The following is a 13,769-nucleotide window of genomic DNA, read 5'->3' as shown; positions in this document are numbered from 1 at the left end:
AACCTGGCGAGAGACGCGTCGCCGCCGTCGAGGGAACGCGCCTATGCGGTCGCGCCGCCCGCGGCCGGGGCGTCGCCCTCGGCCGGCTCCTCCGGCTCCGGGGGAACCACCTCGTCGTAGGCGTGCATGTCGATCGCGTCGTAGTCCGGCGGGCAGCCGAAGTCACGCGGCTGCGGCGCGGTCGGGTTGCCGACGGTCACGCACAGACCGCAACCGATGCACTTGTCGAGCCGCACGTCGCAGACCATTCGCCCGTAGGCGTCGGGCACCTCGATGATGCAGTCCTCCACCGGGCAGGCGGCCTGGCAGATGGAGCAGGCGAACGCCCCGAAGCACCGCTCCGGGTCGATGACGGCGATCTTCTTCGGCGGCCTCTTGCGAGGCCGGTTCATCATCTTGGTCCACATGACGGCGTCATTCTACCCGATCCAGCGTCACGAGCGGGCGGCCCGGCTGCACCAGATCGCCGACCGCGCAGTGGACGGCGGTGACGTGCCCGCCAGTCGGTGCGCGGATCGCCAGCTCCATCTTCATCGCCTCGAGCCGGATCAGCGCGTCGCCGGCCGTTACCGTATCGCCCGGCGCGATTGCGACGGCGGTCACCGTCGCGGGCATCGGCGCACAGAGCGCATCCTCGTCCGGTCGCGGCGCCGAATCACCTGACGTCCCGTCGAGCGCATCCGCGGGGGGCGGGCCGACTCGGCCGGCGCCGCCACCGGCGCCAGCTACGCCGCTACTGCCACCGGTTCCGCCGCCACCCAGGCGCCACCCGGCGAGGCGGCTCCAGACGTCTTCGCCGCCGCGCGGTCCGGTCGCCCGGTCCGCAGCCCGCTCCCGTTCCGCGAGGGTCTCGACCTTATCGGCCTCACCGGCCAGCTCTGCCGCTGCCGTCGCCAGCGCTTCGGCGTGGTCCTGAAGGAAGCTCGTCTGGACGTCTCCGGCCTCGAACGCGGGGTGCGCGAGCGCCGCGCGCAGGAACGGGATGTTCGTCGTGATTCCGGTCAGCACGAATTCGCCGAGCGCCGCCTGGGCGCGGCGCCGTGCCTCGTCCCGCGTCCGGCCGGCGGTGATCAGTTTGGCGAGCAACGGGTCGTAGTGCACGGGAACGTCGCTCCCCGCACCTACGCCCGAGTCGACGCGAACGCCGGGTCCGGACGGCTCCATGTAGCGGTCGATCCGGCCGGCCTGGGGAAGGAACCCGCGCGCGGGATCTTCCGCGTAGATGCGGCATTCCATCGCGTGGCCCCGCGGGGCCACCTCGCTCGCGGACCACGGCAGGGCATCACCGGCGGCAATCGCGAGCTGCGCCGCCACCAGATCGATTCCGGCCACCATCTCGGTCACCGGATGCTCCACCTGCAGTCGCGTGTTCATCTCGAGAAAGTAGAACCGGCCGTCCGCGTCTTCGCTACCGCCACGCTCCACCAGGAACTCGACGGTGCCCGCGTTCTCGTAGCGCGCATGACGCGCCAGGTCGGCTGCCGCCGCCGCCAGGCGCCGGCGCAAGGAGTCCGTCAGACCGGGCGCCGGCGTCTCTTCGATCACCTTCTGGTGCCGGCGTTGCAGCGAGCAGTCGCGTTCACCTAGGGTCACCACGCGGCCACCGCGATCCGCAACGATCTGGACCTCGACGTGCCGCGGCCGCTCCAGCCGCCGCTCGACGTAGAGGGTGCCGTCGCCGGTGGTCGCGACCGCTTCGCGCCGCGCCCGCGCGATCGACTCGGCCAGTTGATCGGCGGCATCAACCACCACCATTCCCTTGCCGCCGCCCCCGGCCGACGGCTTCAGGAGCACGGGCACGCCGACCGCGCGGGCGGCGGCGGTGATTCCGGCGGGCGTCTGATCGTCCGGAGCGCTGCCCGGCACGACCGGCACGCCTGCTTGCTCCGCCGCCTGCCGCGCCTCGATCTTCGAGCCGAACCGCGCGACTACACCGGCCGGCGGACCGACCCAGACCAGTCCCGCGTCGCTGCACGCGCTCGCCAGCTCCGGGCGTTCGGAGAGGAACCCATAGCCGGGGTGGATGGCGTCGGCGCCGCTCGCCCGTGCCGCATCGATGATCCGCTCCACCGACAGGTAGCTGGCGCCGGCGGGCGCCGGGCCGATCGTCACCGCCCGGTCGGCCGCACCGACATGCGGTGCGTTCCGGTCTGCGTCCGAACAAACCGCCACCGTCTCGATGCCGAGGGCGCGGCAGGTGCGGATGATGCGGACGGCGATCTCGCCGCGGTTGGCGATCAGGACACGCCGGAGCATCGCCTACATCCGGAAGACGCCGTAGGCTGGTGGTCCGCCCGGCACGCGTCGCGCGACGGCGAGACCGAGGGCGAGGGCGGCGCGCGTCTCGGGAGGCGTGAGGATGCCGTCGTCCCAGAGCCTCGCGGTCGCGTAGTAGGGAGAGCTTTCCTCGGCGTACTTGGCGAGGATCGGGGCGCGAATCGCCTCGATCGCCGCCTCGCCCAGGTCGCGCCCCTCGCGTCGGGCGCGATCGGCGGCGACTGTCGCGAGGACGTTGGCCGCCTGCTCGCCTCCCATCACCGAGATCCGCGCGTTCGGCCAGCTCCAGAGGAAGCGCGGATCGTAGGCGCGGCCGCACATTCCGTAGTTGCCGGCGCCGAACGAGCCGCCGATGATGACGGTCAGCTTCGGCACGACGCTGTTCGCTACCGCGTTCACCATTTTCGCGCCATCCTTGGCGATGCCGCGCTGCTCGTAGTCGCGGCCGACGATGAAACCGGTGATGTTCTGCAGGAACACAAGCGGCGTGCCGCGCCGGTTGCAGAGCTGAATGAAATGGGTTGCCTTGAGGGCCGATTCGGAGAACAGCACGCCGTTGTTCGCGACGATCCCCGCGAGCTGGCCGTGGATGCGCGCATGGCCGGTCACCAGCGTCGGACCGTAGCGCGCCTTGAACTCGTCGAACCGGGAGCCGTCCACCAGGCGTGCGATCACCTCGCGCACGTCGTACGCGGTTCGGGCGTCGGGAGGCGTGACGCCGAGCAGCTCGTCGGGGTCGTAGGCGGGATCTTCCGGCGGCGCGTCGGTCGCCGACGGATCCCACGGCGACGCGCCATGAGCCGGCGTGTCCGCCGGCTCGCCGGCGCTTCCCGCCGCCAACCCCGCCGACGGCGCGTCGCCGGGTCCGTCCGGCAGCGTTGACACCACAGTGCGGGCGAGCCGGAGCGCGTGATCGTCGTCCTCCGCGAGGTAGTCGGCGACGCCGGAGATCCGCGTATGGACATCGGCACCGCCCAACTCCTCCGCCGTCACTTCCTCGCCGGTCGCCGCCTTCACGAGGGGCGGGCCGCCGAGGAAGATGGTCCCCGCGTTCCGCACGATGATCGTCTGATCCGACATGGCCGGGACGTAAGCGCCGCCGGCCGTGCACGAACCCATGACGACCGCGATCTGGGCGATTCCGGCGGCCGACATCCGGGCCTGGTTGTAGAAGATCCGGCCGAAATGCTCCCGGTCGGGAAAGACCTCGGCCTGCAGCGGAAGGTAGGCGCCGCCCGAGTCCACCAGATAGATGCAGGGCAGCCGGTTTTCCGCCGCAACCTGCTGTGCGCGCAGGTGCTTGCGGACGGTGATCGGGAAATAGGTGCCCCCCTTGACGGTCGCGTCGTTCGCGATGACGAGCACCTCGCGTCCGGCAACCCGCCCGATGCCGGTGACGAGCCCGGCGCCGGGGGCCGCGCCGTCATACATCCCGCCGGCGGCGAGCGGCGAGAGTTCCAGAAACGGCGAGGAGTCGTCGAGGAGCCGATCGATCCGCTCGCGCGCCGTCCGTTTGCCCTGCCCCCGCTGCCGCGTCGTCGCGTCGTCGCCGCCGCCCGCCCGCGCCGCGGCGCGGCGTTCTTCCAGTTGGCGCACCAGCGCCGACATCGCCGCATGGTTCGCGCGGTAGTCGTCCGATTCGGTCCGGATGGAAGAGCGCAGCCGGTCCATCACCAGCCGCAGCAGTCGGTCTTGTACCGGCAGTTGGGGCAGCGCCAGACCGCGTGCATCCGGAACATCTCCGCGCCGCACCGCTCGCAGATCACCGCGTCGTCGGACGGCGCCGAGCGCGCCACGGAACGGATTGGCGTGACCTGCCGGCCGGGACGCGCCGGATCGACGGCGGGTGTTACGGGGGCGGAAGGCTGCGCGAGCTTCGGCGGACCCGGCACACGTCGATTATACCGGCCGCTCGGAGCCGCCTAAGTCCGACATGCGGTAGGCTCTTTACGTGCGCCGTCGCACTCGGTTTGCCGTAGGGACTGTCGTCCTGCTGGCGTGGACGCTGGTTCCGGCGGCCGCGGTCCATGCCGACACCATCTTCACGCCCTACGTGGGGCGGTCGGCGGGATCGGACGATCAGGTCCAGGCGGAGACGCTCGGCATCTCCGTCGCAGCGATGGCGGGCGGCATCATCGGTTTCGAAACCGACTACGCTCGAATTGCCGATGCGCCCGATACCGGGGTGTTCGCCGGCCAGGGACGTGTCACCACCGTCTTCGGGAACCTGATGCTCGGCCTGCCGTTGGGTCCGGGGCGCCCTTATGTCGCGGGTGGCGTCGGCTGGTTGCGGGCGGAGTCGCCCGATCAGCAGACGGACGGTGTCGCGTTCAACGCCGGAGGCGGCGTGATGGGGTTCATCGGTCCCGTGGGCGCGCGGTTCGATATCCGCTATGTCCGCGGCCTCTCGACCGGCGGTGGCCTGCGCGACTTTGAGCTTACCGAGTTGCAGTTCTGGAAGACCTCGGTCGGACTGGCCATTCGGTTCTGACGCGCGTTCCGACACGGCGCGACCGGCCGCAACAGGTATCATGCGTAAGGACATTGGAGGCAAACGTGGATGAACGCTCGCGGGTACTGCTTTCGGTTGCACTCGGCGCGGTGGCCGGCGGACTGGTCGGCTTCCTGTACCTGACGCGGCGCGGCCGCGACGTGCGGGAGCAGATGGAACCGGCGCTCGACAGCTTCGTCGACGAGATCAACTGGGCTCGCGCCACGGTCGAGAAGGCGCGCGACGCGGTAGCGGAAGGACGCCGCGCCTTCGACGACATGATGGCCGCCGCACGGGCGCCCGAGCCGGCGTCCGGGGAACCCGCCGGGATCGAACGGCCCCCGGCTGGTGTGGTTCAGTAGCGCGGGGGTGGCGCGGAGGGTACGCCGCTTCGCGCGCGCCTTCCGGGTGGCGGCAATCCGCCTGGTTTCCGGCAACGACCTCACCTATGCCTCGTCCATTGCCTACTACGCGCTGATTTCCCTCTTCCCGCTGCTGCTGCTGTCGGCCGCCGCCCTCGGCCGGTGGACGACGGATGAAGCGGCGCGCGCGGACGTCTCACGGTTCCTGATTCAGTTCTTTCCGGCCCAGATCGACCTGGTGCGGACCCAACTCGATGCCGTCGCCGGGGCGACCATCGGCATGAGCGTCGTGAGCGTGATTGTCACCATCTGGGTGGCGGCGGGCATTTTCCGTGCGATATCGACCGCCGTCAACGGCATCTGGGATCTCGAGAGCCCACCCTCGCTGTTGCGCCACCACGGGGTGGCCTTCGCACTCTTTGGCGCGGTCGGAACCGTGTTTGTCGTCTCCGTCGTCTGGCTCAGCCTCGGCGACCTCGTGCGGGCCAGCCGGATCGGCGAGCGACTGGTCGACGGGCTGCCGTTGCTGGAGACGCTGCTCTCGATCCCGAGCCGGTACCTGCCTCTTGCCGCCGTCATCCTGATCGCGGCGTTCGTCTTCGCCTTCGTGCCGAATACCGCCGTCCGGGTGCGCGAAGTGTGGGTCGGCGCGATAGTGACCGGGCTGTTGTGGCAAGCCGGACTGGCCGGCTTCTCGTGGTATCTCCGCGCCCTCTCGGAGTTGACGCTGGCCGGGTCCATCACCGCGGTCGTGGCGTTCCTGTTCTGGGTCTATACGTCGGCCGCCATCTTTCTCTTCGGCGCCGAGTTCACCCATGCGTGGATCCGGGAGGCGCGCGCCGATGCCGGCGTGGACGCCGGCGCACCGTAACCGATGCCGGCGCGGACGCCGGTGCATCGTGGGAGCGCGAGCGCTCCTGTATTCTTCTCGCAAGGAGCGAAGATCTTGCGTATCGCCTACCAGGGAGAGCCGGGCGCCTATAGCGAAGCGGCGGCGCTCCGCTTCAATCCCAATACCGACACGCTGCCTCTTTCGAAGTTCGGGGACGTGTTCAAGGCGGTCGAGGCGGGGGAGGCGACCCACGGCATCCTGCCGATCGAGAACACCATCGGCGGCAGCATCCACCAGAACTACGATCTGCTGCTTGAGCACGAGCTGCCGATCGTCGCCGAGGTGAAGCACCCCATCGTCCACAACCTGCTGGTGCGGGAGGGGACCGGCCTCCGCGACATCAGGCGCGTCTATTCGCACCCGCAGGGGCTGGCGCAGTGCGAGCGGTTTCTCCGGACCCTCGACGACGCCGAGATCGTCGCAACCTACGACACCGCGGGCAGCGCGAAGATAATTCAGGAGCAGGGGCTTGCCGACACCGCCGCGATCGCTTCCGAGCGGGCGGCGGAGCTGTTTGGCCTGACGGTTCTCGAACGCGCCATCCAGGACTACGCCGGGAACACCACCCGCTTCCTGATCATCAGCCGCGATCCGACTCCGCTCGGCGACCCCGACAAGACGTCCATCGTCTTCACCGTGGCGGACATTCCGGGCGCGCTCTTCAAGGCGCTCAGCGTCTTCGCGTTGCGCGACGTCGCGTTACTCAAGCTGGAGTCGCGCCCGATTCCGGACCGGCCGTTCGAGTACCTGTTCTACGCCGATGTCGGCGCCGACCGGGAGGACATGGCGTGCGCGCGCGCCCTGATGCACCTGGCGGAGTTCGCGCGTTCGCTCCGCACTCTCGGTTCCTACCAGGCCTGGCGGCAGTAGCGGCGGCCCCGCGGGACCGGGCCGCTACCCGGTGCAGGCGGATGAATCCCCGGGCGAATCCGGCTCAGCTCAGGCGCGGAGCCCCTGGAGGAGCATCCGCGCGTAGAGGTCGGCGACCACGTGGTCGGAGTGTGCGGACGGCAATGCCGAGAGCTTGGTCCACAGGGCGTGTGACTGCGGCAACCCCAACACCGCGGTCGCGATCAGATACGGGTCGCCGGGCCGGAACGCGCCCTCCTCCTGGCGTTGCAGAATGTACCGTTCGAGGAAATCGTAGACCGGCATGTGTTGCATCTTGTCCGTGATCTGGCCGTGGCCGGACGTGCCCCGTTCGAGACCGGCGTACAGCACCATGCGGTGCAACGCGCGGTCCTTTTCATACCCCTGGAGCATCACGGTATAGAGGGTTCTCAGCAGTTCCAGGTCGTCTCCGCGGTCCGCGTAACCCTGCAGGATGTCCACGAACTGGTCCGTGTTCTTTCCGCGCCACCGGTCGAAGGCGGCCGCGTACAGCTCTTCCTTCGACTGGAAGTGGCGGAAGATGATCGCTTCGCTGACGCCGGCCGCCCGGGCGATCGCCTTGGTGGTCGTGCCCGCGAAACCGTGCTCGCCGAACAGCGGAATCGCGACGTCTATCAACTGGGCGCGCCGCTCCGCCGCAGACAGGCGGACGCGTGCCGGCCGCGCCCGGCGCCGCGCCGTTTGTTTCGGCTTCCGTGCTGTGACAGAATCGCCCATAGTTAGCGTTCGCTTACCTAAACGGGGCCGCGAGGGGCCGAGGAGATTCTAGCAACAGTGCGATTGGTCGCGCAGGAGGGAGTGCGATGTTGCGTGTGATCTGCCTGGCGGGGCTGGTGACGGCGGGCGTCGGAATGACGCTGACCGTGGCGGCGTTCGAGGCACAGGAAGAGAGACCCGCGATCGAGACGATCCGGGTGACCGACAACCTCTGGATGCTCGGATCGGAAGGGGACGCCGGCGAGGGAATGCGGACCGGCGGCAATACGGCGCTGTTCGTGGCTGACTCCGGCGTCGTGCTGGTCGATACCAAGCTGGAGGGCTACGGCGAGGCGATCATGGCGGAGGTGCGGCGCGTCACGGACCGGCCGGTGACCCACATCATCAACACGCACACCCACTTCGACCATTCCGGCAGCAACACCGAGTTCCCGGACACGGTGGAATTCGTCGCGCACGAGAACATCCGGCGCGCCATGGCCCGCGACGACTGCCAGCCGGTGCCGACCAACTGCGACGACTTCCAGGGCGAGAACGCGAAGTACCTCCCGTCGACCACCTTTTCGGACCGCCTGACGCTGTTCAGCGGCGCGGACGCCATCGACCTCTACCATTTCGGCCCGGGGCACACCGACGGCGATACGTTCATCGTCTTCCGCGAGTCGCGCGCGATGCACACCGGGGACATGTTCCTCGGGAAGTTCGCGCCGTTCATCGACGCGCAGAACGGCAACGGCGGCAGCGCCAGCGAGTTCGGGCAGACGTTGAACAAGGTGCTCGCCAACGTGCCCGACGTCGACACGATCATTACGGGGCACTGGCACACGCCGCTGGTGTGGAGCGATCTGGAGGACTACGCGCGGTTCTACAACGACCTCGTCGATCAGGCGCAGCGAAGCCGAGCGGCGGGACGTTCCGCCGACGAGGCGGCGGCCGCCTACGCGCTCCCGGACGATCTCGAGGAGTACTCGGTCACGGGGCAGTCGGTGCGGCCCATCATCGGGTATCTGTACGAGGGTCGCTGACGCGCCGCGCGGAGTCGGCCCGCACGGTGCGCGCCCTATAATGGACGTCTACCCGGTGCACGAGACACCCCCATTACCCGATGCCGAACCGTCTGGCCGCCGAGCCCAGTCCGTACCTGCAGCAGCACGCCGAGAATCCCGTCGACTGGTATCCCTGGGGCGACGAAGCGTTCGCGCGCGCCCGGACGGAGAGCAAGCCGATCTTCCTGTCGATCGGCTACTCCACCTGCCACTGGTGCCATGTGATGGAGCACGAGTCGTTCGAGCACGCCGGCATAGCGGCGCTGCTCAACGAGCACTTCGTGCCGGTAAAGGTGGACCGCGAGGAGCGCCCCGACGTCGACCGGGTCTACATGGCGTTCGTCCAGGCGACCACCGGCTCGGGCGGCTGGCCGATGAGCGTCTGGCTGACGCCCGACCTCAAGCCGTTCTTCGGCGGCACCTACTTTCCGCCTGACTCGCGCTGGGGACGTGTCGGCTTCGCCGATGTCCTTCGCGAGGTGGCGTCGCGCTGGTCATCGAACCGGGCCGAGCTGGAGCAATCGGCCGACACCATCCTCGACCGGCTGCGGGCGATACAGTCGCCGACGGCGGCGGCGCCGTCAGCCGGCACCACGGGCGGGATCATCATTCCGGGCGGAGCGCCGCCGGTCAGCTTGCCGCCGCCAGTACCTCCCGGCGCCGACGCGCTCGAAGCGGGGGCCGGCCAGTTCCTCTCGTCGTTCGATACGACCCATGCCGGCTTCGGCGGCGCGCCGAAGTTTCCCCGGCCGGCCGAGCTGCTCTTCCTGCTCCGTGAATCGGTCCGTTCCGGCGACGCCAACGCCGGGCGCATCGCCGTCGCCACGCTCGAAGCGATGGCGGCCGGCGGCATCCGCGATCACGTCGGCGGAGGTTTCCACCGGTATTCGGTCGACGCCGCCTGGCGCGTGCCGCACTTCGAGAAGATGCTGTACGACCAGGCCCAGCTTGTGCTGGCCTACCTGGAAGCGGGGCAGGCAGTCGATGCGCCGTCGCTGTTCACGGTGGCGGCCGACACCATCGACTACGTCCTGCGCGATCTGACGCATCCGGAGGGAGGCTTCTACTCGGCGGAAGATGCCGACAGCGTCCCGCCGGAGGCCGCGGCGGCGAGCCCGCGCCCCCGAAAAGCCGAAGGCGCGTTCTACCTCTGGACCCTCTCGGAGATCGACGAACTGCTGGGAGACGACGCCGATCTGGTCGCGCGCCGCTTCGGCATCGAGCCGAACGGCAACGCGCCCGAGGATCCGCTGGGGGAGTTCCGCGGGAAGAACATTCCCTACCTCCAGCAGGATGTCGCGCAGATCGCCCGGCTGACCGGCCGTCCGCCGGAAGATGTTGAGAGCTCCCTCGTGGCGGCGCGGCAGCGGCTGTTCGACGTCCGGTCCGAGCGGCCGCGCCCCCACCTCGACGACAAGGTGCTCGCCGCCTGGAACGGCATGATGATTGCCGCCCTTGCGCGCACCGCCCATGTGCTGGGCGGCGAGGCGGCCGAGCGCAGCCTGCAGGCGGCCATCCGCGCCGCGGGGTTCGTCCGCGAGCGGCTCTGGGACGCCGGGCGCGGCGTGCTCGCGCGCCGCTGGCATGCGAGTCAGGCGACCGGCGGGCAGGCGTCGTCGATTGACGGTTATGCCGAGGACTACGCCTGCGTCATCTGGGGGCTGCTGGAGCTCGTGCAGACGACCGGCGACGCCGCGTGGCTGGACTGGGCGCTCGAGTTGCAGGCGCGCCAGGACGCTCTGTTTCGCGACGAAGCGAACGGCGGGTGGTTCGCGACCACCGGCGACGACCCGTCGGTCCTGCTCCGCGTCAAGGAGGAGTATGACGGGGCCGAGCCGGCTGCCGGATCGGTGGCGGTCGGCAACCTGCAGACGATCGCCCATCTCACGGGCGACCGCGCCGCGGCCGCACGGGCGGCCGAGGTGCTTGCCGGCTTCGGCGGACGTTTCGGCCAGTCGGCCCGTTCGTCGCCGATGATGATGGCGGCGTTGACGCGCCACCATGCACCGCGTGACGGCGTGACGCAGGTGGTGATTGTCGGTGAACCCGGCGATGCCGCGACGCGGGAGCTCGAACGGGTCGTCGCCGCGTGCTACCTGCCGTTTGCCGTCCGCGTGGTTGTGGCCCCGGGCGAGGCGCAGGCGCGGCTGGCGGAACGCGCGCCGTTCATCGGTGCGATGCGGCAGATCGACGGCAGGCCGACGGCTCACGTCTGCGCCGACTTCGCGTGCCGGGAGCCCGTAACCGAGCCGGCCCGGCTCGAGGCGCAACTGAAGGAGAATGGCAAGGTGGCAGCGCGATGAAGTTCATGGTGGAAGTGCTCCTGAAGGGGCAGGACGAGGTGGTCGAGCGCCAGGTGGAGTTCGACGGCCCCGAGCCGCTCGCCTGGGCGGACGACGACGTCCGCCGCGTGCTGGAGTCGACCCTCGGCGCGTTCGACGCGGTGCAGCAGCCCGATGGGGCGGAAGAGCGAACCGTCACGCTGCACGGCTTCAGTTGGATCGTCAACGAGGTAGAGGGCGGCGTCGCCATCTTCATCGAGATCCCGAGCGGCGCGGTGGTGGCCGGACCCTTCGACGCCGACGCGGAGACGCTGACGGCCACCATCAGCCGCGTTCTCGCCAACGCGCAGGGGAGCACGCAGACCCACTGAACGAATCATGTGCCGAGGTGGCGGAATCAGGCAGACGCACGGGACTTAAAATCCTGTGGCCCCCAGGGGCCGTGTGGGTTCAACCCCCACCCTCGGCACAACTCTGGAATAGAATGGAGACATGGGCCTGGACGTGGTCGCCACCGTTTTGACCGGTGCTGCGGTTCTACTTGGCGTGTGGCGGATGGTCGAAGGTGTGCGACGTGATCTGACCACGCAGCTCGGTGACGTACGGGCGCAGATTCGAGACGTGAATACGCGGATCGACAACATCCTTCTTGCAGATCGTCGGCAGGCCTGACGGTCGACTTCCGCTGGCCGGCCGCCGATTCCTGGAGAACGGCCTTCCTACTCAGGCAGGGCGAACGCTATCAGGCGCGGGCCCGCGCCCACGGTCAGGGCGATGTGCTGGCGCCCGTCGACCAGGTAGGTCATCGGGGTCCCAATCGCGCCGGTGGGCAGGTCGACCGACCCGACGATCTGTCCCGTCGCCTTGTCGCGCGCGACCAGCCGGGGACCGTCATCCGTGCCGCCCGCCGTCAGCGCGCTGATGAGCAGGGTTTTCGTCACCAGCGGCCCGCCCCGACCGTCGCCGCCCAGCGGCGGGAGGTCGAGGTCGCGCAGCATCGGGTGGTTCCGAATTCGGTTCCCGTCGCCGTTCGGCTGCATCCAGGCGATGTCGCCGGCGTTCAGATCCACCGCGGTCATCCGGGAATACGGCGGCTTGAACAGGGGCAGCCCCTGGGGCATCGCCGGCTGGCGTCCGCTGCCGAAGGCCGCCTGCGTGATGGCCATGGTGGCGCCGGTGGTCGACGGGTCCGGCGTGTAGAAGTGCAGCACCGAGGAGCGGTTGTTCGAGGGCACGTAGAGGACGCCGGTCTCCGGGTCGACGCCGGCGCCGCCCCAGTTGGCGCCCCCGTCGATCGCGGGTCGCTGGATTGTGCCCTGCGTCACCCCCTCGACGATTTGCAGCGGCGGCGTGAAGATGGGGCCGAGCGTGAACTCGCTCACCGCCTCGAGCGCCATCTCCCGGACTTCCGGGGTGAAATCGATCAGATCGTCGATGGTCACGCCCTGATACTCGAACGGCGGAGGCTTGGTGGGGAAGGGCTGCGTCGGCGACGGCACCTCGCCCGGGAGGTTGGTTTCCTGTGGGACCGGGCGTTCCTCGATCGGCCAGACCGGGTCGCCGGTGACCCGGTCGAACACGTAGGTGAAGCCCTGCTTGCTCACCTGGGCCAGGGCCGGAATGTCGCGACCGTCGACGGTGATGTCGATCAGGTTGGGATGGGTGGGGAAATCCCAGTCCCACAGGCCGTGGTGCACCGCCTGGAAATGCCAGACCCGTTGTCCGGTCTCGATGTCGACGGCGATTATCGACTCCGAGAACAGGTTGTCGCCCAGGCGGTCCGCCCCGTAGTAATCGTTGGTGACGGTGCCGGTAGGCAGATACACGTAGCCCAGCTCGTTGTCGCCGGCCAGCATCGACCAGACATTCCCGTTGCCCGAATAGCGCCACGACTCGTTGAGCCAGGTGTCGGCCCCGAACTCGTCGGGGCTGTTGGGGACCGTATGGAAATCCCATTCGTGCTCGCCGGTCCGGACGTTCCACGCCCGCACCCACCCCGGGGGGGCTTCCTTGGTGACGCGCACGTCGGCGATGTGGGAGCCGTGGATCACCCGATCGCGCACGACGATCGGCGGCGAGTTGATCGAGTAGAGCAGGGCGTTGAGGTAGTCGCGCGCCTCCCGGTCGACCCGCGGGATGCCGACCATGGCGTCGACCATGCCGCTGCCGTCCGGCCCGAAATCGGCGCACGGGCGCCCGGACCTCGCCTGGACACAGACGAGGTAGCCGGCGCCGGTGCCCCAGAAGATCCGTTCGTCCCTCTCGCCGTCGGTCCAGTAGGCGACGCCCCGCTGGGTCCAGGGGCCGGACATGGACGGAGTGCCCTCCTCGTAAGTCTTCGGATTGAAGACCCAGAGGGTCTCGCCGGTCTCGGCATCAACCGCCACGCCCTGTGAGAGCGGCGTGTTGAAATAGAGCACGCCGTCGATCATCAACGGCGTCGCCTGGAACCTGGACGGGTTCGGCGACTGGCGTTCCCGGTAGAGATTCGGGGTATCGGCGACGAGTGATTCGACGATCGTGTCCAGCGGCGCGTACCACTCACCGCCTCCGGGGCTGGTGCGGCTCAGGTGCCGGTCGACCGACATCCACTCCCAGGCGATCTCGAGCTGGCCGAAGTTGCCGGCGTCTATCTGGTCGAGAGGGGAGTATTTCTGACCGGCGATGTTGCCGGCGTAGCTCCGCCACTCGCCGTTCTCGGTGCCGTAGCTCTGCCAGGGTCCGTTCGACTGGGCGCGTGCGCTACCGGCCGTCAGGACGAGCGCCGCCAACGCCGCTGCGGCGGCGGCGCGTCCGATCTTCCTCGTCATC

The 13,769-nt window shown here is 69.3% G+C and carries 14 protein-coding genes and 1 tRNA gene; 9 read left to right on the top strand and 6 right to left on the bottom strand.

Annotated elements, in window-relative coordinates; genetic code table 11:
• Nucleotides 1-41: 41 nt before the first annotated feature.
• Genes F4Y45_09935 through F4Y45_09920 form a run of 4 tightly spaced genes read right to left on the bottom strand, consistent with a single transcriptional unit; the run spans nucleotide 42 to nucleotide 4,169 of the window.
• Nucleotides 42-407: a hypothetical protein gene (locus tag F4Y45_09935; protein ID MXY24827.1), complete on the bottom strand. Its 366-nt coding sequence runs from the start codon at nucleotides 405-407 to the stop codon at nucleotides 42-44.
• Nucleotides 408-414: 7 nt separating this feature from the next.
• Nucleotides 415-2,256: an acetyl/propionyl-CoA carboxylase subunit alpha gene (locus F4Y45_09930; protein ID MXY24826.1), complete on the bottom strand. Its 1,842-nt coding sequence runs from the start codon at nucleotides 2,254-2,256 to the stop codon at nucleotides 415-417.
• A gap of 3 nt (nucleotides 2,257-2,259) precedes the next feature.
• On the bottom strand, nucleotides 2,260-3,948 hold the full coding sequence (locus F4Y45_09925) for a methylcrotonoyl-CoA carboxylase (protein MXY24825.1): 1,689 nt from the start codon (nucleotides 3,946-3,948) through the stop codon (nucleotides 2,260-2,262).
• The gene (locus F4Y45_09920; protein ID MXY24824.1) at nucleotides 3,948-4,169 is read right to left on the bottom strand and encodes a hypothetical protein; all 222 of its coding nucleotides are present in this window, start codon (nucleotides 4,167-4,169) and stop codon (nucleotides 3,948-3,950) included. Before F4Y45_09920 ends, F4Y45_09925 begins: the two co-directional genes overlap by 1 nt.
• Nucleotides 4,170-4,228: 59 nt before the next feature.
• Between F4Y45_09920 and F4Y45_09915 the strand changes: the two genes are divergently transcribed.
• The 4 genes from F4Y45_09915 (at nucleotide 4,229) to pheA (ending at nucleotide 6,892) form a co-directional block, all read left to right on the top strand.
• The gene (locus tag F4Y45_09915) at nucleotides 4,229-4,768 is read left to right on the top strand and encodes a hypothetical protein (protein ID MXY24823.1); all 540 of its coding nucleotides are present in this window, start codon (nucleotides 4,229-4,231) and stop codon (nucleotides 4,766-4,768) included.
• Nucleotides 4,769-4,833: 65 nt separating this feature from the next.
• Nucleotides 4,834-5,130 carry a YtxH domain-containing protein gene (locus tag F4Y45_09910; GenBank protein ID MXY24822.1) on the top strand — a complete coding sequence of 99 codons (297 nt, stop codon included), beginning with the start codon at nucleotides 4,834-4,836 and terminating at the stop codon, nucleotides 5,128-5,130.
• Nucleotides 5,114-6,001 carry a YihY/virulence factor BrkB family protein gene (locus tag F4Y45_09905; protein MXY24821.1) on the top strand — a complete coding sequence of 296 codons (888 nt, stop codon included), beginning with the start codon at nucleotides 5,114-5,116 and terminating at the stop codon, nucleotides 5,999-6,001. Before F4Y45_09910 ends, F4Y45_09905 begins: the two co-directional genes overlap by 17 nt.
• Nucleotides 6,002-6,004: 3 nt before the next feature.
• Nucleotides 6,005-6,892, top strand: coding sequence for a prephenate dehydratase (gene pheA / locus F4Y45_09900; GenBank protein MXY24820.1), 888 nt, complete (start codon nucleotides 6,005-6,007; stop codon nucleotides 6,890-6,892).
• A 69-nt stretch (nucleotides 6,893-6,961) separates the two neighbouring features.
• On the opposite strand, the gene F4Y45_09895 is transcribed toward pheA, so the two are convergent.
• Entirely contained in the window at nucleotides 6,962-7,630 is a 669-nt protein-coding gene (locus F4Y45_09895; protein MXY24819.1) for a TetR/AcrR family transcriptional regulator, read from the bottom strand.
• 86 nt (nucleotides 7,631-7,716) lie between these two features.
• Here F4Y45_09895 and F4Y45_09890 point away from each other — a divergent pair, with 86 nt between their 5' ends.
• From F4Y45_09890 to F4Y45_09870, 5 genes are all read left to right on the top strand, one after another.
• On the top strand, nucleotides 7,717-8,655 hold the full coding sequence (locus F4Y45_09890; GenBank protein ID MXY24818.1) for an MBL fold metallo-hydrolase: 939 nt from the start codon (nucleotides 7,717-7,719) through the stop codon (nucleotides 8,653-8,655).
• Between the two features lie 80 nt (nucleotides 8,656-8,735).
• Complete coding sequence (locus F4Y45_09885) at nucleotides 8,736-10,979, top strand: thioredoxin domain-containing protein (protein MXY24817.1); 2,244 nt, start codon at nucleotides 8,736-8,738, stop codon at nucleotides 10,977-10,979.
• A complete protein-coding gene (locus F4Y45_09880) occupies nucleotides 10,976-11,329 on the top strand; it encodes a hypothetical protein (protein ID MXY24816.1) in 354 nt (117 codons plus the stop codon). Before F4Y45_09885 ends, F4Y45_09880 begins: the two co-directional genes overlap by 4 nt.
• Nucleotides 11,330-11,340: 11 nt before the next feature.
• Nucleotides 11,341-11,427 (top strand) — tRNA-Leu (locus F4Y45_09875).
• Nucleotides 11,428-11,450: 23 nt separating this feature from the next.
• Nucleotides 11,451-11,630 carry a hypothetical protein gene (locus F4Y45_09870; GenBank protein ID MXY24815.1) on the top strand — a complete coding sequence of 60 codons (180 nt, stop codon included), beginning with the start codon at nucleotides 11,451-11,453 and terminating at the stop codon, nucleotides 11,628-11,630.
• 47 nt (nucleotides 11,631-11,677) lie between these two features.
• Here F4Y45_09870 and F4Y45_09865 read toward each other — a convergent pair whose 3' ends face one another.
• Nucleotides 11,678-13,768 carry a pyrroloquinoline quinone-dependent dehydrogenase gene (locus F4Y45_09865; protein MXY24814.1) on the bottom strand — a complete coding sequence of 697 codons (2,091 nt, stop codon included), beginning with the start codon at nucleotides 13,766-13,768 and terminating at the stop codon, nucleotides 11,678-11,680.
• Nucleotide 13,769 lies beyond the last annotated feature (1 nt).

It is taken from the genome of Acidobacteriota bacterium, assembly GCA_009838525.1.
Taxonomy (GTDB): domain Bacteria; phylum Acidobacteriota; class Vicinamibacteria; order Vicinamibacterales; family UBA8438; genus VXRJ01.
The sequence above is the reverse complement of the archived record's forward strand: the minus strand, read 5'-3'. Positions and strand labels throughout refer to the sequence as shown.